Below are 19,204 nucleotides of genomic sequence, written 5' to 3'. Positions count from 1 at the left end.
GGCGGGCAATTGATCGGGCGATGGTCACAGCGGCATGACGGATCTTCTGGCATCGCGATGGATCGGTGAATTCCTGTTCGGCTTTGGTGCGCTCTTCTCGATAATCAATCCTTATGGCTTGGCCTTCATCTTCCTCGACAGGACGATGGGACTGTCGGAGGCGGAGCGCGCCGGGATTGCTCTGCGAGTCGCTGCTTACGCATTCTGCGTTCTGCTGACATCGCTGTTTCTCGGCACCCAGATACTAAATTTCTTCGGCATCACCATGCCGGCGCTGCGCATCGCGGGGGGCCTCGTGGTTGCTGCGACCGGATGGTCGATGCTTCATGCCGCGCCCGCGGCAATCGGGACCCACGCGACGTCGACGGTCGGCTTTGAGACTGTCCAGAAGATGGCCTTCTTTCCGCTGACTATCCCGCTGACGACCGGACCGGGGACGATTGCGACGGCAATCGCCATCGGGACCGCCCGACCGTCAGACCTGGACGGCCGCTTTTCGTCGTACGTCGTCTCGTTCCTCATCGCATCCGTCGTGACGGCTGCAATCTACCATGCGTATCGCAAGTCGAGTGCGATGGCGCGACTATTCGGCGAGGAAGGAACCAGCGTGGTGACACGGTTGTCTGCGTTCCTCCTGCTTTGCATCGGCGTGCAGATCATCGTCATTGGTGTCACGGAGGTCGCGCGATCGATCGCCGTCGTGGGGCTGACCATCTGATTTCCCGTCGATCAATCCCGGTTGAGAACGGCAGCCGCGCGGTTGACCTAAGTCAAGCGTCATGTCCGCTCCTCCGATCACGCTGACAGCCGTCGATGGCTTAGCGTCAATCAGGGTAATACCTGCGTCGCCAGGATCGGTTGGATTGGCATGGCTCGGATCGTAGAAGCGGCCAAAGCCGGACTGAGCGCCGCGATGCTGCTGATGTCAACCGGCTGTCTTGCGATGGACATCGTGCGAGTGCCCGATTGCACGGGAGATGTCCTAAAGCTGAGCGGCGACATCGGGCCCGGCGATTTCGTCCGCTTTCGCGGGTTTGTGGGCACGGAGAGGCGCGTCCGTGGGGTCGATCTCGACTCAGGCGGCGGCTCACTCGATGAGGGCTTCCAGATTGCCATGCTTGCATATCGACGGCAGCTCACAACCTACGTTTCCGGAGAATGCGACTCAGCCTGCGCATTCATTTTTCTGACAAGCAGGAAACGCTATGTGTCGCCGGGCGCGAGGATTGGCGTTCATTCCGTCTCCAACGAGCACGGCAACGAAGATAACGAGACCATTCGCGACACGATCAAGCTGGCGCGGTTGATGGCCAAGCACGGGATTTCCCCCTCGACGATTGGCAAGATGGTGACGACCCCACCGGGCAAGATGTCTTACTTGAATAAAGACGATCTCGCAGCGCTCAAGGTCATCGTGCGTAATCCCTTCGATCGGATCATCCGTACGTCAACGGCGCAAGCGATCAAAGGCTCCTCGAGGTGTGACAAGGGAGCTTCGGACACCGTGTCGAAAGAGGGAAGTCCATCGTTGGCTGGCAGCGGCGGAAAGAAAAGCTAGGCGTCGATACGCAGGTAAGTGGAGCACTCACATTATGCCTCGTTAGAAGGCACTTGCGAGCGGGCCCTATGCAAGCGATTGCGCACCGTTAATTGCGTGGAAGCCTGGAGCGTTTGTCCCCGTCCCAAACGAAATTAAATCCCTTGAACGGGGCCAAGGTGCTTAAAGCGATTGGTCCGCGGTCCATCCAAATCGTAGTTCCAGCTTAGTTTTCAGGTGCGGGCGTCGCTCAAAATTCATTTTAAGATTCAAAGGCGTAGAATTACCCGCACCTTTCCGTAACTTATTGGCAAACCTGGGGAGTCCTACTTCTGCCTCCCCCACCAGCCTTCGCTCGCTTCGCGAGCTACGGCTAGGCAAGCCAGCAAAACTCCATCGTAGCGAAGCGAGCGAAGACTGCCGCGCCGAAGCCCAAGGGGCGAAGGCGGGCTGCATCTGACGCGCACCAATTCCCACTCCATCCGCGCGCACACCTCGACCAGCGTTGCGTCGCCGCCCACCACGTCTCACCCCCGCAACCCACGCCGCAGTAGCTTGGCGAAATCCTGCGCCATCTGCGACGGCGCCTCGTGCGTCGGGGAGAGGATTGCGATCTGGTACTGGATCTTCGGCTTGAACGGCCGGATAGCCAGCCCCTCGGTGAAGGGCTTGCTCACCACGGGATCGACGATGCCGACGCCGCGGCCCTCGGCGACGAGCTGGCACGCGGTCGAGAAGAACTCGGTCTCCGCCACCACGTTCCAGCGCGCGCCATATTCGGAGAAGGCGGATGCCAGCTGCTGGTAGATCGGATCGCCGCGAAACAGCGTGACGAACGGGACGCCGTCGAGGTCATCAGGGGTGATCTGCTTCAGCTTCGCCAGCGGATGCGCATGCGGCAGCATGCACACGCACTCATACGAGAACACCTCCATGTGCGAGGTCGGATAATCCAGCGGCAGCTCGGCGACCGCGAGATCGAATTGCTGCGTCGAGATCAGCTCGCGGACGGTCGCCGAATTGCGCGTGATGATCTTGATCTGCAGCTCGGGCTTGTTCCTGGCGAACTGCGACAGCAGGCGCGGCAGCAGGCTGATCGAAATGCTCGGATAGGCCGCGATCGCGAGGTGACCGCGCCGGCCGGACTTGATCTCGGCCGCAACGCGCGATGCGTTCTCGGCGGCTTCGAGGGCGCGCGCTGCCTCGACATAGAACAGCCTGGCTTCCGGGGTCGGTTGCAGGCGGCCGCCGCGGCGCAGGAAGAGATTGAGGCCGGTCTCGTGCTCGAGGCCCGCGATCATCGTGCTGATGCCGGGCTGCGACATGCCGAGCAGCTCGGCCGCCCTGGTCATGGTGCCGTGGAGCATGAGGGCGCGGAAGCATTCGAGCTGTCTGAGGCGCATCGGGCGACTATACGAATCTGCTATAATGGACACAATTAATATTATTAGGATTACATGACGGGCGGTGCTTCAATGGCGCAACGAGCCATTGAGGAGACACCAAATGACCGCAGCACCCATCGATCTGACCCGCGCCCGTTTGATTCCGGCTCGCAATGGCGTGGCGGCGCGCCTCGATGCGGGAGAGACGGTCATGGTCGTCAACACACATGGCAAACAGGTGGTCGATACCTGGGCCTTCAATGCCCGCGACACCGGTGAGTTCATGTCGATGGAGCACAGCCGTGCATCGATGCTGCGGCTCATTCCGCGCGTCGGCGACACGCTGACCACCAACCGGCGCCGCGCGATCCTCACCTTCGTCGCCGACACCACGCCGGGAATCCACGACACGCTGATCGCGGCCTGCGACATTCACCGCTATCGCCAGCTCGGTGCCGTCGGCCATCACGATAATTGCACGCAGAACCTGGCGCACGCGCTCGAGGCGGTCGGCCTGTCGGCTGCGGTGACGCCGGCGCCGCTCAATCTGTTCATGAATGTACCGGTCACCGACAGCGGACAACTGGACTTCAAGTCGCCCGTCAGCGAAGCCGGACAGTATGTGGCGCTGCGCGCCGAGATGGACCTGGTCATCGTGTTTTCGGCCTGTCCGCAGGACATGGTGCCGGTGAACGACATGCGGCCGACCGACGCCCATTTCCTCATCGCCTGATACTGTCAGCGTGGAGAACCGATCATGCGCAAGCTGCCGCCGCTCAATGCCGTCCGCGCGTTCGAAGCCGCGGCGCGTCACGAGAGCTTCACCGCCGCCGCTAATGAACTCTGCGTCACGGTGACGGCGATCAGCCACCAGGTTCGGCAACTCGAGGCGATCCTCGGACACAAGCTGTTCGAACGCTCCGGCCGCGCGGTCGTGCTGACCGCGGAGGGCCATGCGGTGTTTCCCATGCTGCGCGACGGCTTCGACCGCATGGCGAGCGCCTTCGCCGCGATCCGGCCGCCGGCGGATGGCGATGCGATCACGGTATCGACCACGCGCGCCTTCGCCGAGCGCTGGCTGATGCCGCGGCTCGCGCGCTTCAACGCGGCATTTCCGCACCTCGTCGTCCACATCGATGCGACCGAGGAGGTGAGGGCGCCGGGCGCCGACGGCGTCGATCTGGCGATCCGCTACGGCCGCGTTGATCGCGCCGGCGAGACATCGGTGCTGTTCAGCGATCGCTACATTGCGGTTGCGGCGAGCGCAATCTGTCCGCCCGGTGCCCGTCTCGGCATTGACGACGTCCGCTCGCGCTCGCTGCTGGCGTTCCGCTGGAAGAACGCCGCGCTGGATTCGCCGGCGTGGTCGGCCTGGCTCGCGGCGGCCGACCACGATCCCGGCCGGGACTTCCGCATCTCATGGTACAGCGAGGAGCCGCTGGCGTTGCACGCCGCCGAGCGCGGGCTCGGACCGCTGTTGTGCAGCGATGCGCTGGTGGACGAGCAATTGCGTCAGGGCACGCTGCGCCGACTCGACGGTCCGGCGCTTGCGGGCTTTGCCTATCGCCTCGTCGATGCGCCGAGTGCTACCCGGCGCAAAGCGGTGACGGCGTTCATCGACTGGCTGCGGGCCGAGGCGGCCACCTTTCGTGCAGCTCCCGAACAGGTCATGACACGGGCTGCGTGAAATAGGGCAGGGGCTCGACGCGGACCTGGTAGGTGCCTGCCTTGACCAGGCCGTCGAGATGCGCGGCGATGTCCTCGAGCGATGCGAACCAGACCTTGCGTTCGGCAACGATCCGCTCGAGCCAGCGCTCCACGACGCGCCAGCGGGCGAGCCGGCCGGTGAGGAACGGGTGCCAGATCCCCATCCAGAATCCGCCGGCCTCATAGGCCGCCTCGAACTCCTCGAACGAGGCGGCAAGGCCGTCGCTCGGCGATTTGACCGGCATCATGTAGCCGATCTCCGCATAATGGGCGAAGGGCGGCCAATCGTCCGATCCCCAGTGCGGCGGCATCTCGTAGAGCGATCCGCGCGCGGTGCGCATCTGGTACGGGATGTCGTCGGCCATCAGCGACGAATCGTAGACAAAGCTGTGCTCGATCAGCAGGTCGATCGTGGTCTGGTTGGCGTTGTAGACCGGTGCGCGGTAGCCGCGCGGCTTGCGCCCGGTCATCGCGACATGAATGCCGAGCGCGCGTTCGAAGGCCTCGCGCTGCTGCGCCGAGGAAATCTCCGTCGGATCCTCGTGGATGTAGCCGTGATGGCCGATCTCGTGGCCCCCCTTAAGGATCGCCTCGACCGCATCCGGATAGCGCTGCATGGTCCAGGCCGGCATGAAGAACGATTGCTTGAGGCCCAGGCGGCGATAGGTCTCAAGGATACGCGGCACGCCGACGGTCGGCCCGTAGCGTCCCATCGTGATCGGATAGAGCCGGTCGAACGAATCCTTGGGCCGGGCGATGTGGATCAGACTGTCGGCGTCGACGTCGAATGTGATCGCACAGGCGCAACGCGCGCCGTTCGGCCAGGGGATGGGATTACGGATCATCGGATCATCCTCGTGCAGCCGGCGGGCGTGGGCGCATCATTCCGCCGCGACATTAACAGGCCCGTCGATTCCAAGACACTGCCGGACCAGCACGGGGATCGCGGCAAAGGCGTCGGCGAGCGATCGCCGGTAGCGCTCGTCGTTGAACTCCTGGTAGTCGACCGCGATCAGATGGCTCTCCTGCACCCCGAGATAGTGGGCGCAGGTGAAGATGTGGGTCTCCAGGTGGTTCATGCTTTCCCGCACCCCGCCGGGGCCGAAGCCGAATTCGCCGCGCGAGCTCAGCACCACCAGCGTCTTGCCGCGCATGATCGGCTCGAGCGGAAAGTCGCCGCGGGCGAGATCGAAGCTGAAGGTCTTGTCGATGCGGATCACCTTGTCGAACCATGACTTCAGCGCCGCCGGCATGCCGTAATTGTGCATCGGCGCCCCGATCACGATCACATTGGCGCGTTCAAGCTCGTCGATCAGCTCGTCGGAGAGACGAAGTTCGTCATGCTGCTCCGCCGCGCGGTCGCCGGGCGCGGTGAAGGCGGCGGCCACCCATGCCTCCGTGATCAGCGGCGGCGGGTTGCGGCCGACGTCGCGCGGGATGACCGTGGCGCCTGGCTCGTGCGTCAGCCAGTGCTCGACAAACGATCTGGAGAGTTTCCGGCTGACCGAACGGTCGCCGCGCGGGCTGGCATCAATGTGCAGAAGTGTCGTCATTCCTGGCCTCGGCTGATTGGGGGCAATGCGTCGGCTCCACAATGACCGAGTGCCTGGGGCAGCGTGATTGACGAATCCGGCAGCCGAGTTGAGAAAATCTCAACAGTGAAGCAGCGCGCCACGGTGACGCGGTGTGCGAGCCTGATCGCGGCCGATTTGCCGACACTCGGGTCGACAAACTTCACTCTCGACGTCGTCTCAACCCGGTTTGAGGATTTCTCATTATCGCCTCAACGCTGCCTGCTGCTCAGATACCCCATCCGGCCCAAACCAATGCGCCGGACAACGGGGGAAACATGTTGCTCAAGCAGACACAGCTTCCGGCGCAGGATGCGGCCGGCTTCGATGCCCACGGAATCGAGCCGGTGCCGGCGGCGCACCGCACATCGTCATCGTTCGATCAGTTCTGGATCTGGACCGGCGCGAATATCGCGCCGATCAACTGGGTGCTGGGCGCGCTCGGCATCCAGCTCGGCCTCAGCCTGCTGCAAACGCTTGCCGTCATCGTTGTCGGCAATCTGTTCGGCGCGGCGTTGTTCGCCGCCTTCTGCCTGATGGGACATCGCACCGGCGTGCCGCAGATGGTGCTGGGCCGGCTGGCGTTCGGCCGCCGCGGCGCCTATCTGCCGGCACTGGCGCAGGTGCTGATGCCGATGGGGTGGGTCGCAATCAACACCTGGATCGTGCTCGACCTCTGCATGGCGGCGCTGGAGCGGATGGGGATTGGCGGCGGCATCGAACTCAAATACGCGATCGCGGTGCTGGTGATGCTGCTCCAGATCGGCATCGCGGCCTGGGGCTTCAACGCCATCAAGGTGTTCGAGCGCTACACCATGCCGTTCATTCTGCTGATCATGGCGGTCATGACCGCGCTCGCTTTCCTGCGCGTCGACATCAAGTGGCAGTCCGCTGCTGTCACCGGCATGCCGGCATTCGCCGCGGCGACGCAACTGATGACGGCGATCGGCATCGGCTGGGGCATTTCGTGGCTCACCTATGCCTCCGACTATACGCGCTTCACCAGGCCCTCGCTCGGTGCCGCCAAGGTGTTCCGGGCGACCTTCCTCGGCATGTTCCTGCCGACGGTCTGGCTCGCTTTTCTCGGTGCGGCCATTGCATCGGCCGGCGCCGGTTCCGATCCGTCGAAGCTGATCATCGCAGCGTTCGGTGCGATGGCGCTGCCGGTGCTGCTGGTGCTGGTGCATGGCCCGATCGCGACCAACATCGTCGTGATCTATTCGGCGGCGCTGTCGTCGCTGGCGCTCGACCTGCGGCGGCCGCGCTGGGTGATCTCGGTGCTGTCCGGCCTGATCGCCTCCGCGATCCTGTACGCCTTCCTGCAGTCGGGCGATTTTGCCCATGCTTTCGACAATTTCATGGTCGCTCTGATCGTCTGGATCAGCCCGTGGGCCGGCGTCACGCTCGCGGACTTCTATTTGGTACGACGCGGCCGGATCGATGTCGCCTCGCTCTACGAGACGCCGGGGCGGGATCGTGACTTCAACTGGGCCGGGCTTATCGCCTTTGCGGCCGGCTTCGTGGCGGCGTGGGCGTTCCAGATGGGCACGATCAAGGCGATGCAGGGCCCGCTTGCGCTCGCGACCGACGGGGTAGACCTGTCGTGGCTCACCGGCATCGGCGTTGCGATGGCGAGCTATCTTGCGCTGCATCGTCTGTTTGGACGTCCGCTGGCGCGGAGCGCGCCGTCGCCCGCGGACGCCGCGTCGATCGAACCCGCGCCGACATCGAGCTGACAGGGGCACGCTTTGCGCCGGTTCACTCCATCCTCGCGAACATCTCGACCAGTGTCTCGCGCAGCCAGCGCTGCGCGGGGACGGTGTCGTTGCGCTGATGCCAGAACAGGCTGACGATGCGCGGCGGCGCGGGCAGCGGCACCGGCACCGCATGCAGATGGGGCGCGTGGCGGGACTGTGCGCTGAGGTCGCGCGGCAGCACCGCGATCAGGTCGGACTGGCGGACGATCTCGTAGGCGGCGTTGTAATGATTGACGGTCGTGACCAGATTGCGTGACAGCCCGCGCGAGGCGAGGAACTGGTCGTAGGTCGGCAGCGTCTTGCCGGCGAGGCTGACATCGACATGCTTGGCGTTGAGGAAGCTGCGGGCGTTGAGCCGCTTCCTGTTCGCCAGCGGATGATCCCGACGCATCATGCAGGCATATTCGACGGTCCACAGCGAGCGTGAGCGGATCGCCGCCGGCGGCTGCTGCGCCTCGTTGACATAGACGCTCAGCACGCAATCGACCCGGTTGTCCTCGAGCCGGTCGCCGATCTCCAGGATGGTGTTGGGCAAGGTGTGGATGCGCGCGGAAGGCGCGATCTCGCTGAAGCGGTTGATGAGCCGCGGCATCACCAGCGAGGACACGTAGTCCGACATCGACAGGCTGAACTCGGCCTCGGTGCGCCGCGGATCGAAGGCGTCCTCGTCGAGTGCGTGGCGGACGTGCTCCAGCGCATCGCCGATCGGCTGCCACAGCGCCACCGCGCGCTGCGTCGGGCGGATGCCGCTGGCCGTGCGCACGAACAGGGGATCGCCGAGCGCGTCGCGTAACCTCGCCAGCGCGTTGCTGACGGCAGGCTGGGTCATCGTCAGCGCGCTCGCGGCGCGGGTGACGCTGCCCTCGGTCATCAGCGCCTCGAAGACTTTCAGCAGGTTGAGGTCGAGCGTTCGGAAGGACACGAGCAATATTCACAATGGTGATGTGCCAGATAACAATTATAAATTATTCCCATAATATTGATTTGTCTATCATTCCCCCGGACTGACCTCGCGGCGCGTGCCGACCGCGGGGCGGAGGGGGGGCTATTTCATGTCGATGATTTCGGCGCGCATCGAGCGCCTGCCGTTCGCGCGTTTCCATGTGCACCTGCTGCTGATGGGCGGCCTGGGCTATCTGTTCGACGCGATGGATGCCGCCGTATTGGCGTTCATCCTGCCGGTGCTGCGCACCGCCTGGGGGCTCAGCAATGTCGAAACCGGCGTGCTCGGCAGCAGCACTTTCGTCGGCTATCTGTTCGGCGCGCTGCTCGCGGGGACGCTGGGTGACCTGATCGGCCGCCGTGCGGTGATGATGTCGGCGCTGGCGCTCTACAGCGTGGCCTCGCTGGTGAGTGCGACAGTGGATAGCTGGCCCGCGTTCTTCGCCGCGCGCGTCGTCGCCGGCATGGGCACCGGTGCGGAAAGCGCGATCATCGCGCCATATCTCGCGGAATTCGTGGCGCGGCGTTACCGCGGCGCCTTCACCGGCGCGCTCGCCGGCTTCTTCTCGTTCGGCTTCGTCGCCGCCGCCTTGCTCGGCTATTTCATCGTGCCTGCCTACGAGAACGGCTGGCGCATCGTGCTCGTCATCACCGCCATCCCTGTCGTGATGCTGCTGTGGTGGCGGAGGTCGCTGCCGGAATCGCCACGCTGGCTGGAAAGCCGCGGCAGGGTGCAGGAAGCCGAAGCGGTGCTCGACAAGGTCGAGGCGAGCTTCGCGCGCGAGGGCCGCGTGCTGCCGGCTCCGGTCGCCGAGCCCGCTGCGCCTGCCGTATCGTCGGGAACGCTGCTGAGCAATTTTGCGGCGCTGCTGGCCGGCCGCCAGGCGCGGATCACCACCATGACCTGGATCATGTGGCTGTCGATCACGTTCAGCTATTATTCGTTCTTCGTCTGGATTCCCGGCCTGCTGGTCCAGAACGGCATGAGCATCACCAAAAGCTTCGGCTATTCGCTCGCGATGTATTGCGCGCAGGTGCCCGGCTATTTCACCGCCGCGTTTTTCAACGAGCGGATCGGCCGGCAGTCCACGATCGCGACCTACATGATCCTCGGCGGCGCCAGCGCGCTCGGGCTCGCCTTTGCCGCGAGCGACGGGCAGATCATGACGGCGGGCCTGCTGCTGTCGTTCTTCATGAACGGCACCTATGCCGGCGTCTATGCCTACACGGCCGAAGTGTTTCCGACGGCGATCAGGACCACGGGGGCGGGGCTCGCGTCCGCCATCGGCCGCATCGGCGCGATCATTGCGCCCATCCTGGTCGGCTACCTCTATCCGAATTTTGGTTTCGCCGGCGTGTTCGGCGTCACCACGTCCGTGCTGTTGATCGGCGCCGTCACCGTCCTCTTGATGGGCGTGCCGACACGCGGCCGATCGCTGGAAGACATCGCAAGCGAAGCCGCATGATCGCGTCCGCTGTATCTCGACAGGAGACCCTTATGTCCAGAACTCTCTTCAAGAATGCCGCGCTGCTCGATCCGCTGCGGTCCGATCTGCTCGAAGGTCACCACGTGCTGGTCGAGGATCGCCTGATCAAGGAGGTGTCCGACCGGCCGATCGAGGCCTCGGCCGATCGCGTCATCGACCTCAAGGGCAAGACCCTGATGCCCGGCCTGATCGACCTGCATGTGCACGCGGTCGCGGTCGAGCTCGACCTGTCGCAGCAGGCGCGGATGGCCAACGTGCTCGTGACGCTGCGCTCGACCATGCTGCTGCGGGGCATGCTGAAGCGCGGCTTCACCACCGTCCGCGATGCCGGCGGCGCCGGCTATGCGCTCAAGCAGGCGATCGACACCGGCCTGACCGACGGTCCGAGGCTGTTTGTGTCCGGCCGCGCGCTGAGCCAGACCGGCGGGCATGGCGACGGACGCGCACGCTCGGACTATCTGGCCGACCCGACCTGCTCCTGCTGCGTGCGGGTCGGCGCGATCGCGCGCGTCGTCGACGGCGTCGATGCGGTGCGCAAGGCGGTGCGCGAGGAGCTGCAGATGGGCGCCGACCAGATCAAGATCATGGCGTCGGGCGGCGTCGCATCACCCACCGATCCGATCGGTGCATTCGGCTATTCCGAGGACGAGATCCGCGCCATCGTCGCGGAGGCACGGGCGCGCCACACCTATGTGCTGGCTCATGCCTATACCGCCGAGGCGATCGAGCGCGCGGTGCGCTGCGGCGTGCGCACCATCGAGCACGGCAATCTGGTCGATCTTCCGACCGCGCGCCTGATGGCGGAGCAGGGCGCCTATGTGGTGCCGACGCTCGTCACCTATGAGGCGCTGGCCACCGAAGGCGCCAAATACGGCCTGCCGGCGGCGAGTGTCGCCAAGGTCGCCGACGTGCGCGACGCCGGCTTGCGCTCGCTCGCGATCTACCGCGAGGCCGGCGTCAAGATGGGGTACGGCAGCGATCTGCTCGGACCGTCGCAGCGCTTGCAGAGCGACGAGTTCCGGATCCGCACCGAATTGTTGGGCCCGCAGGCGGTGATTGCGAGCGCGACCATTATCGGCGCCGAGGTGCTCGGCATGGAAGGCAAGCTCGGCCGCATCGCGCCGGAGGCTTTCGCCGACCTGCTGGTAGTAGAGGGCAATCCGCTGCGCGATGTCACCTGCCTGCTTGGGCAGGGCGAGCACATCCCGCTGGTCATGAAGGCCGGCAAGGCTGAGGTCGACCGGCTGGGCGGATAGGCTCCACTTGACCTCGCCCCGCGTGCGGGGAGGGTGAGCGTGCGTCTGAATGATTTCGGAATTTTGGAAATCTATTCGTGAGTTGCCCGACGTGTCAAGTAGCCTGGTCGAGCGCTGGCCACCGCCGGCTACTTTGCATGGGGTTGTTTTCGATATTTTGGCAACCCGTTCCTTTACGCTCTCGCCGTCACCACACCACGCGGAGGCCCGCGGTGCCCTTCGAGCGGCTCGGGCAGCCCGACTAGCTCGATCACGATACCGCTGGCGGCGTTGACGTGGCCGGGCGGAAGCACGACATACCGGTTGCCGACCCCACCCGCCGCTCCGGAGCCAGCCATGAACGCGCCCAACATCGATTCCGTCCCGTCGCAGTCCGACGGCGACGTTGTGAGCTGGTTGACCAACCAGACGCGCGACCAGCGCTTCATCGACAACATCTTCGCCGAGCTCTGCATCCGGCTGCAGGGCGCGGGCATTCCGCTGAAGCGGGCGACGATGAATCTCCTGATCCAGCATCCGCAGTGGCTCGGCGCCCGGATCATCTGGGCCGATGGCAAGCGCGAGGCCGAGATCACGCGGGTCGACTACGATGTCCAGCAGCGCTCGGAATATATCGGCAGTCCGGTCTACGAAATCCATCAGGGTGCCGACGAGGTGCGCGAGAAGCTCGAACGTGACCCGTCACAGGGCCGCAAGCACGCGCTCTATGACGACATGCGCGCGCAGGGCTTGACCGACTATGTGGCCTGGGCGCTGCTGCACACGCTCGGCAAGCGGCACGTCGTGACCTTCGCGACCGACCGTGCCTGCGGTTTCGATGACGTCCACATCGCCGAGCTCCGGAAGGTGCTGCCGGTGCTGGCGCTGGTCAGCGAGATCCGGATGAAGAACCGCCTGGCGCGGACGCTGCTCGAGACCTATGTCGGGTCGCATGCCGGCGAGATGATCCTGGCCGGCGCGACGCGCCGCGGCAGTGGCACGACGGTCCGTGCCGCAATCATGATCTGCGACTTGCGGGATTTCACCCGGATCTCGGATAGCTGGCCGCGCGATGACGTCATCGATCTCCTGAACGACTATTTCGACGCGATGTCGGAGCCGATTACGCGGCATGGTGGGGAAATCCTGAAATTCATCGGCGACGGCCTGCTCGCGATTTTCCCGCTCAGCGATCCCAAGGCCTGCGCCAACCTGCTGCACGCGGTGTCCGAGGCGCGCGAGGCGATGGCGGCGCTCAGCGAACGGAACGGTATGATGGGCCGGGCGCCGATGAATTACGGTATCGGCGTCCATGTCGGCGACGTCATGTACGGCAATATCGGATCGCGCACCCGGCTCGACTTCACCGTGATCGGCCCCGCCGTGAACATGGCGTCGCGCCTCGAAGCCCTCACCAAGCAGCTGAAGAAGACCGTGCTGCTGTCCCGCGCCTTCGCGGATCTGGTCGAGCACGATTTCGCGCTCGAGCATGTCGGCGAGCATGCGGTGCGCGGCTTCAGCGAGCCGATCGAGCTGTTTGCCTATGGCGGCTGAAGAATCTCAGGCCGGCGTCGTCGTCTGCGCAGGAGTGGCCCGATCGATGAATCCTTTGGCGAGGGCGTGATAGACGCCTTCCTTGCAGATCAGGCGCGAACTCGCATGCGCGATCAGGGCGGCGGCCATCAGCGGCACCACCATCGCGTGATTGTCGGTCATCTCGGTGACGATCACGAAGGCCGTAATCGGCGCCTGAACCACGCCGGCGAAGTAAGAGACCATACCGAGCAGCATAATGGCCGGCAGCGGCGCGCCGTGAAACAGCGGCGCGATGTTGGAGCCGAGCCCGGCGCCGACCGCGAGCGAGGGTGCGAAGATGCCGCCCGGCATGCCGCTGATCGAGGCAAAGGTGGTGGCGAGGAATTTCCACACGCTGAAGCTCGCGGGCAATTGTGATCCGGCTTCGAGCGCGGATTTGACCTGCTGATATCCCGTGCCGTAGATCGCGCCGTCGGAAGCGATCCCGCAAATCGCCGCGGCGAATCCGCAGATCGCGGCGAAGCCGACCGGATAGCGCTTGATCGTGCGTCCGACCGGATTGGCAAATCCGCGCGCCATTGCGATCAGGATGCGGCTGAACAGGCCGCCTGCGAGGCCTCCGGCCACGCCGCAGAGCGGCACTGCGAGCCAGTCGGCGCCGTTGCGCAGCGCCGTCGCGCTGGTGCCGAAATAAGTGTAGTTGCCCATCAGGGCGAGCGAGGTCAGGCCGGCGGCGATCACTGCGCCGATGATCAGGCTGGAGGTCCGCGTCTCGAAGGCGCGGCTCATTTCCTCGATGCCGAACACGATCCCGGCCAGCGGGGTGTTGAAGGCTGCCGCGACGCCCGCCGCCGCACCGGCGAGGATCAAGCCGGGTTGGCGCCGGGGCGAGAAGCGGCCGAGCGCAAACATGATCGACGCGCCGATCTGCACCGTCGGTCCCTCGCGCCCGACCGACGCGCCGCACAGCAGGCCAAACAACGTCAGCAGGATCTTGCCGGCGGCAATGCGCAGCGAAACCAGGCTTTCGCGCGCGGTCTGGTCGGTGAGATGGCGTGCTGCGATGGCCTGCGGGATGCCGCTTCCCTGCGCGTTCTGGAAGAAGCGGTTGGTCAGGAAGACGGACAGCGCGAAGCCTGCGGGCGTCACCACCAGCGAGGCGTAGCGGAGATGCGACACCAGTGCGGAGAAGGCGATCTGCGCCAGATCCGCGAGCTGTGCGAGCGCGACGGCCGCTGCACCGACCGCAATACCGCCCAGCAGGAAGATGGCCCGGCGCTGCCAACGCGCGGAAACGATTCTGAACAGCCGCCTCTGGCGGTTGGAGGGGAAGCCCATTCTGACGCAATTCCGGCTGATGTCGTGTCCGGTCCGGACGGATCACATCATTCCTAGCACGCGTCGATGGTGTGCGAAGCTCAACAAATCAGCAAGGCATGCCCGCGCAGCCGCCAAATGCCAAAGATGAAATCTGTGATTTTCCGCGCAGCAGATATTCCGCCGCCTATCGTCGGCGCCGCTGCTTCCTCGGAAACAGCCGATCGCGGATGTAGCGCGAGGTCGCCGTCAGGCGAAGTCCTCGCGGCTTCTGCCAGGCGGCGCGGTCGATCTCCTTCTTGTCGCCGATCGCCAGCCGTCCCTTGGCGTTCTTGGCGATGAAGATCGCATCGCTCATCTTGCGGCCGGAACGCTTGTTCTTGGCCGTCACTTCCTTCCACAGGCTGAGCCTGCCGAGCTTGAGCTTCGGCAGCTCTTCCTTGATCTCACGCTTCAGGCAGTCCTTGCCGGTCTCGCGCGCACGCCTGCGCCCGCCGGGGAACATCCACAGCCCGTCAGATCGACGTCGGACCAGAAGGACCTTGCCGCGCTTGGCGGCAACCAGTTTGGAAGACTTCGTCATGTACTGCGCAATGATCGAAACAGAATCGACCCCATTCTAATTTGTCTATTTGAGTAGACAAGTTCCAAGGGCGAATTGTTCCACAGTCATGTGTCGGCGGTTTGTCTGCCGCGGAAGGCATGAGCACTGAGGAAATCCTGACGATGCGCATCCTCGTGAGTGGGCCGCAGAAGAAGGGGCCGCCAGCTGTGACGGTCTGCCGCGGCTTCACTGCGGACGCCGGCACACATTCGCCGTGACCCCGGCCGGGTACGTTCGTCCGTGGTTCTCTGGTCTCGCTTCATCGAACATCCTCACGTTGAGCTCGTGAAAAAAGTGATCCTCCCGGTTCCCGCAGCAGGAACCCGGGCATCGCTTTCGATGACAAAAATCCACGACAGGCAGGCTCCGCCGCTTGACTGTATGTTCTTGTTTTGTTCTAATTGTCCTCCACCGTGAATAGGAGGCCGACATGGACAACCGCATCAACGAAATTCGCAGGCAGATCAGGGCGCTGCGCGTCAGCATGCTCGAGGCTGAGGCGATCATGCGACAGCAGATCGACCGGGATGAGGACTGCGCCTTCGTTGCCGGGGACCTGCTGAAGATGCGTCTGGTGATGAGCCGTCTGGTCGAAGAGCGGGGCACACTGGGCGACCGCGAGCCGATCATCGTGCATGCGAGCGTCGCTCCGCGCCGCCGCGCCGCGACGCCGGTCTTTCTTCGCGTGGCGAAGCAGAAGCTGGTCGCCGGCGAAGCGCGTGGGTGATGACGTACCCAGGATGCAGCGGCTGCGCGCCGAGTTGCGCGATCTCGATGCATCCGTGAACCGGCTCAGGCGGGCCGGACGCGATAGTGCGTCGGCGCAGCTTCTGCTGTCGCGCAAGCGCGCCGAGCTGGAGGACGTGATCTGCCGGAGGAAAGATGAGAGAGCCGCTTCGGTATTTCCACGACAGCGATGATCATGCGCCCTGGATCAAGGCGCTGGCCGAGGTCCGGCACATGGCGACGCGGGAAGGCTGGTGCTTTCACCACGTGCAGGCGATCATCGTGGCGATCGACCAGTATGCGGAGGCCGCGCTCGGCAACCGCGAATTCTTCCTCAACCGCCCGCAGACCGTTGGCCCGCTGCGGCGAGGCGAGGTGCCGTAGCGGGCGACATCGCGTGCGGCATTTCGCGAGCCGGCGCTGCCGTCATCACGGCCGTGCGGTTGACATGCTCAAGGCAATATATCGGCGGGATTCTTGTCGCGATGCTCGACATATTCGACGCGGGTCTGGTCCGGATGCAGTACCAGCATGTTGCGGCCGGTCGGGACCTGTTTGGGGGCCTCGAGTATCGTAGCGCCGACGCCGGGGAGATGGGCGGCGAATGCGTCGATGTCATCGACCAGAAACGTCAGATGCGTCGCCGTGAACGGCTTCAGGCTCTGTTCCGTCCCTGCAATGAACAGGATCGAGGCGACCTGCGCCAGCCTGAGATCATATTCGCGATAGTCGAAGCGAAGGCGCGCCGTCTGGCCGATCAGGGCTTCGTGGAAGGCCACGGCCTCGTCGAGGCCCTCGAGCGGCAGGTAACGTCTCGCCAGGATATTGAGTATCTTCATCGCCAGGTCCCGATGTTCTGATGTTGCTGGGACCGCCATCCTGTCCAGCCAGACGACGCGACAAGGCGCGCCGCCGCTTGCGCAGCGCCGCGATCGCCCGATCGATCTGATCGAGCTTCTCCTGCATCACTGCGGAGCAGTTCACGCGCGCGCCGCGCCGGCCGTCTGTAAGCGCGGTCAGAAGATTGCGAAGCTCGCGGGTCGAGAAGCCCGCGGCGATGAGGTCTCTCACCCACGCAGCCCGCTCGATCTCCAACGCGGCGTAGCTTCGATAGCCGTTCGAATTCCGGCGCGGCACGATCAGGCCAGCCGCCTCATAGTGCCGAAGCGCCCGTGCACTCACGCTAAGATGGTGTGCCGCCTCCTGAATCCGCATCGCGATCTCCTGTCGAGGGTCGGCCTAGCACCTTCTCATTAGCGTCAATGTCAAGCGTCGTGTTGCGGCGCTCGCGGGCGCCGCTGCTGAACTCCGTCGATCCGCTGGGACGGACGCAGGGGCCAAATGTCCCGGCCTGCCTGATGTGGCCGGGATGGCCAATCCGCCGCCGGCGACATATCGTGACGGTCCGCGGCCGAATCTGCGGCGGATCGTTCATCGCCGGGTCATCTACATCAGGCCATCGTCAGCGCTGCGCCCGCGAGGGGCGGCGGCACATTTTTCGGAGGAGGATTCGGATGATCAGGGGCTGGCAGATTGCGACGTCGGCGCTCGCCATCGTCGTGATGGTTGCAACGCTGGGCGCAGAAGCGAACGCGGCGCAGTGCGGCAACGGACCCGGCGGATTCGAAGCCTGGAAGGAGCAGTTTGCCGGCGAGGCGAGGGCCAAGGGCGTCGGCGCCACCGCGATCGATGCGTTGATGCAGGCACATTACGCCAGCGCGACGATCGCCGCGGATCGCGGCCAGCGCAGCTTTGGCCTGTCGCTCGAGCAGTTCATGGCCAAGCGGGGATCTGCGACCATCGTGGCGCGCGGCCGTTCGCTGAAGCAGTCGCAGGCGGCGCTGTTCGCCTCGATCCAGCAGCGCTATGGCGTGCCGCCGGGACCGCTGATCGCGATCTGGGGCATGGAGAGCGGCTTCGGCAGCCAGCGCGGCAACCAGAACATGCTGTCGTCGATCGCGACGCTTGCCTATGACTGCCGCCGTCCGGAGTTCTTCACCGATCAGCTCTATGCCGCATTGAAGCTGATCGACCGCGGCAGTTTGTCCGGCAGCACGCGCGGCTCGATGCATGGCGAAATCGGCCAGACCCAGTTCATGCCGAAGAACGTCCTCGCCTATGGCACCGGCAATCTCGACGTCGCCGCCAACGCGCTGAACTCGACGGCGAACTTCCTGCGCGCCAATGGCTGGCGCGCCGGCGCCGGCTATCAGCCCGGGGAACCCAATTTCGCGGCGATCGAGGCGTGGAACGCGGCGGGGGTCTATCAGAAGGCGATCGCTATCATGGGACGGCAGATCGACGGCGGCCAATGAGCGCAGGGCCAAGTTCCTTCACTCCAGGTTCCTTCACCGCCTGTTAACGCAACGGTGCCCAGATCGTTGCGGTGAAACGGAGCGAGTGGAGACAGGCTCCATGCTCAAGAACGGCACCTATGCGGCGTGGTTTCGAACGTCGCTCGCTGACGGCACCGGCATCGTGCACGTGGCCGATGGCAGGCTGTGGGGCAGCGATGCCATCATGCTCTACAGCGGCACCTATGAGGTGGATGGCGAGCGCTTTTCAGCCGTTCTCACCACTAGGCGGCATTCCGATAGTCATGCGACCGTGTTCGGCACCGACGATCTCGTGGTGCGGCTCGAGGGTATCTTCAGCGGCGCGATCGCGACCTGCACGGGCAGGGCCGATGCCGTGCCCGATCTCGCCTTCGAGGTGACGCTGATGCCGAGCCACGAGGTGACACCCGAGCCGCCGCCGGATCTGCAGCTGCCAAAATTCGATCCGAGCAAGCTGCCGAAATTGCCGAAACGTTCGAGCCGTTGAGCAGCGCTCTAGGCGCGCTCTTTAGGCGTCGCTTGGGCCAGCGGTTTCCGGAAACGGTGCGCCGGGGGTGTAGCGCTTCAGCGCGCGGATCTCGTAGACCGCCGACGGGTTGATACTGCGCAGGTCGCGCGCCGCGGCAATCGCTTCCGCTTCATCGGCGCAATCGATCACGTAGAAGCCGAGCAGCTGCTCCTTGGTCTCCGAGAACGGGCCGTCGACCACCATGCCGTGGCCGGGCCCGCGCAGGGTGCTGGCGTTGCGGGTTTCGCCGAGCCGTGCAGCCGGTCCGAGCCGCCCCTTCAGCCGTTGATGGACCTCGCGCAGACCCGCCATGACGGCTGCGTCCTCATCGGCGCTCCACGACTTGACCTCGGCTTCGACGTGATAGGCCAGGATGGCATAAAGCATCTAGTCAGCTCCTCATTTCTGATGCGGCAGGCCCAAGGACGGCCCAGAGCCGGCCACGCCGACATTTCATGTGTAGCGGACCGGCCGGTTTTTGTGCTGCGACAAGGTATCCCGCCGGCGGCATGGCGGCGGCGAGTAGCGCGGCCCGAACAGCCAAAAAAGGCGCGGC

22 protein-coding genes are annotated in these 19,204 nt (G+C 64.7%); 12 read left to right on the top strand and 10 right to left on the bottom strand.

What is annotated here, in order from left to right:
• The first annotated feature begins 34 nt into the window (after positions 1–34).
• Both ACE103_RS25440 and ACE103_RS25435 read left to right on the top strand, forming a co-directional pair.
• Complete coding sequence (locus ACE103_RS25440) at positions 35–718, top strand: MarC family protein (RefSeq protein ID WP_375775327.1); 684 nt, start codon at positions 35–37, stop codon at positions 716–718.
• A gap of 150 nt (positions 719–868) precedes the next feature.
• Positions 869–1,558, top strand: a complete 690-nt coding sequence (locus ACE103_RS25435; RefSeq protein WP_375775326.1) for a hypothetical protein — start codon at positions 869–871, stop codon at positions 1,556–1,558.
• Positions 1,559–2,064: 506 nt separating this feature from the next.
• On the opposite strand, the gene ACE103_RS25430 is transcribed toward ACE103_RS25435, so the two are convergent.
• The gene (locus ACE103_RS25430; RefSeq protein ID WP_375775325.1) at positions 2,065–2,940 is read right to left on the bottom strand and encodes a LysR family transcriptional regulator; all 876 of its coding nucleotides are present in this window, start codon (positions 2,938–2,940) and stop codon (positions 2,065–2,067) included.
• A 103-nt stretch (positions 2,941–3,043) separates the two neighbouring features.
• Here ACE103_RS25430 and ACE103_RS25425 point away from each other — a divergent pair, with 103 nt between their 5' ends.
• Both ACE103_RS25425 and ACE103_RS25420 read left to right on the top strand, forming a co-directional pair.
• The gene (locus ACE103_RS25425; RefSeq protein ID WP_375775324.1) at positions 3,044–3,655 is read left to right on the top strand and encodes a DUF1989 domain-containing protein; all 612 of its coding nucleotides are present in this window, start codon (positions 3,044–3,046) and stop codon (positions 3,653–3,655) included.
• Between the two features lie 24 nt (positions 3,656–3,679).
• Entirely contained in the window at positions 3,680–4,609 is a 930-nt protein-coding gene (locus ACE103_RS25420) for a LysR substrate-binding domain-containing protein (protein WP_375775323.1), read from the top strand.
• On the opposite strand, the gene ACE103_RS25415 is transcribed toward ACE103_RS25420, so the two are convergent.
• A complete protein-coding gene (locus tag ACE103_RS25415) occupies positions 4,590–5,474 on the bottom strand; it encodes a polysaccharide deacetylase (RefSeq protein WP_375775322.1) in 885 nt (294 codons plus the stop codon). The two genes, ACE103_RS25420 and ACE103_RS25415, sit on opposite strands and share 20 nt — an antisense overlap.
• Before the next feature lie 36 nt (positions 5,475–5,510).
• Positions 5,511–6,182, bottom strand: a complete 672-nt coding sequence (locus ACE103_RS25410) for an FMN-dependent NADH-azoreductase (RefSeq protein WP_375775321.1) — start codon at positions 6,180–6,182, stop codon at positions 5,511–5,513.
• Positions 6,183–6,478: 296 nt separating this feature from the next.
• On the opposite strand from ACE103_RS25410, the gene ACE103_RS25405 reads away from it, so the two are divergent.
• Positions 6,479–7,936, top strand: coding sequence for a purine-cytosine permease family protein (locus ACE103_RS25405; RefSeq protein ID WP_375775320.1), 1,458 nt, complete (start codon positions 6,479–6,481; stop codon positions 7,934–7,936).
• Between the two features lie 22 nt (positions 7,937–7,958).
• Here ACE103_RS25405 and ACE103_RS25400 read toward each other — a convergent pair whose 3' ends face one another.
• Positions 7,959–8,885, bottom strand: a complete 927-nt coding sequence (locus tag ACE103_RS25400; protein WP_375775319.1) for a LysR family transcriptional regulator — start codon at positions 8,883–8,885, stop codon at positions 7,959–7,961.
• Positions 8,886–9,009: 124 nt separating this feature from the next.
• Here ACE103_RS25400 and ACE103_RS25395 point away from each other — a divergent pair, with 124 nt between their 5' ends.
• Together ACE103_RS25395 and ACE103_RS25390 are read left to right on the top strand one after the other, a co-directional pair.
• Positions 9,010–10,365 (top strand): MFS transporter, encoded by a 1,356-nt coding sequence (locus ACE103_RS25395; protein ID WP_375775318.1) that lies wholly within the window; start codon positions 9,010–9,012, stop codon positions 10,363–10,365.
• Between the two features lie 32 nt (positions 10,366–10,397).
• Entirely contained in the window at positions 10,398–11,642 is a 1,245-nt protein-coding gene (locus tag ACE103_RS25390; protein ID WP_375775317.1) for an amidohydrolase family protein, read from the top strand.
• A gap of 173 nt (positions 11,643–11,815) precedes the next feature.
• Here ACE103_RS25390 and ACE103_RS25385 read toward each other — a convergent pair whose 3' ends face one another.
• Positions 11,816–11,980: a hypothetical protein gene (locus ACE103_RS25385; protein WP_223976625.1), complete on the bottom strand. Its 165-nt coding sequence runs from the start codon at positions 11,978–11,980 to the stop codon at positions 11,816–11,818.
• Here ACE103_RS25385 and ACE103_RS25380 point away from each other — a divergent pair.
• Positions 11,979–13,175, top strand: a complete 1,197-nt coding sequence (locus ACE103_RS25380; RefSeq protein WP_375775316.1) for an adenylate/guanylate cyclase domain-containing protein — start codon at positions 11,979–11,981, stop codon at positions 13,173–13,175. The genes ACE103_RS25385 and ACE103_RS25380 overlap by 2 nt on opposite strands.
• A gap of 6 nt (positions 13,176–13,181) precedes the next feature.
• On the opposite strand, the gene ACE103_RS25375 is transcribed toward ACE103_RS25380, so the two are convergent.
• Positions 13,182–14,495, bottom strand: a complete 1,314-nt coding sequence (locus ACE103_RS25375; RefSeq protein WP_375775315.1) for a chloride channel protein — start codon at positions 14,493–14,495, stop codon at positions 13,182–13,184.
• Positions 14,496–14,661: 166 nt separating this feature from the next.
• On the bottom strand, positions 14,662–15,057 hold the full coding sequence (locus tag ACE103_RS25370) for an NUDIX hydrolase (RefSeq protein WP_163159328.1): 396 nt from the start codon (positions 15,055–15,057) through the stop codon (positions 14,662–14,664).
• 451 nt (positions 15,058–15,508) lie between these two features.
• Between ACE103_RS25370 and ACE103_RS25365 the strand changes: the two genes are divergently transcribed.
• Both ACE103_RS25365 and ACE103_RS25360 read left to right on the top strand, forming a co-directional pair.
• Positions 15,509–15,805, top strand: a complete 297-nt coding sequence (locus ACE103_RS25365) for a hypothetical protein (RefSeq protein WP_375775314.1) — start codon at positions 15,509–15,511, stop codon at positions 15,803–15,805.
• 155 nt (positions 15,806–15,960) lie between these two features.
• The gene (locus tag ACE103_RS25360; RefSeq protein WP_021081740.1) at positions 15,961–16,188 is read left to right on the top strand and encodes a hypothetical protein; all 228 of its coding nucleotides are present in this window, start codon (positions 15,961–15,963) and stop codon (positions 16,186–16,188) included.
• A 68-nt stretch (positions 16,189–16,256) separates the two neighbouring features.
• On the opposite strand, the gene ACE103_RS25355 is transcribed toward ACE103_RS25360, so the two are convergent.
• Both ACE103_RS25355 and ACE103_RS25350 read right to left on the bottom strand, forming a co-directional pair.
• Positions 16,257–16,583, bottom strand: coding sequence for a VOC family protein (locus ACE103_RS25355; RefSeq protein WP_375775313.1), 327 nt, complete (start codon positions 16,581–16,583; stop codon positions 16,257–16,259).
• On the bottom strand, positions 16,519–17,019 hold the full coding sequence (locus tag ACE103_RS25350) for a MerR family transcriptional regulator (protein WP_375775312.1): 501 nt from the start codon (positions 17,017–17,019) through the stop codon (positions 16,519–16,521). Before ACE103_RS25350 ends, ACE103_RS25355 begins: the two co-directional genes overlap by 65 nt.
• A gap of 299 nt (positions 17,020–17,318) precedes the next feature.
• Between ACE103_RS25350 and ACE103_RS25345 the strand changes: the two genes are divergently transcribed.
• Together ACE103_RS25345 and ACE103_RS25340 are read left to right on the top strand one after the other, a co-directional pair.
• Complete coding sequence (locus ACE103_RS25345; RefSeq protein WP_375775311.1) at positions 17,319–18,119, top strand: lytic transglycosylase domain-containing protein; 801 nt, start codon at positions 17,319–17,321, stop codon at positions 18,117–18,119.
• A 100-nt stretch (positions 18,120–18,219) separates the two neighbouring features.
• The gene (locus tag ACE103_RS25340; protein ID WP_375775310.1) at positions 18,220–18,627 is read left to right on the top strand and encodes a hypothetical protein; all 408 of its coding nucleotides are present in this window, start codon (positions 18,220–18,222) and stop codon (positions 18,625–18,627) included.
• A 21-nt stretch (positions 18,628–18,648) separates the two neighbouring features.
• On the opposite strand, the gene ACE103_RS25335 is transcribed toward ACE103_RS25340, so the two are convergent.
• Positions 18,649–19,035: a YciI family protein gene (locus ACE103_RS25335; protein WP_375775309.1), complete on the bottom strand. Its 387-nt coding sequence runs from the start codon at positions 19,033–19,035 to the stop codon at positions 18,649–18,651.
• Between the last annotated feature and the right edge of the window lie 169 nt (positions 19,036–19,204).

Source organism: Bradyrhizobium sp. ma5 (assembly GCF_042258955.1).
In the GTDB taxonomy this organism is placed as follows: domain Bacteria; phylum Pseudomonadota; class Alphaproteobacteria; order Rhizobiales; family Xanthobacteraceae; genus Bradyrhizobium.
This window is presented reverse-complemented; position numbering and strand designations above follow the sequence as displayed.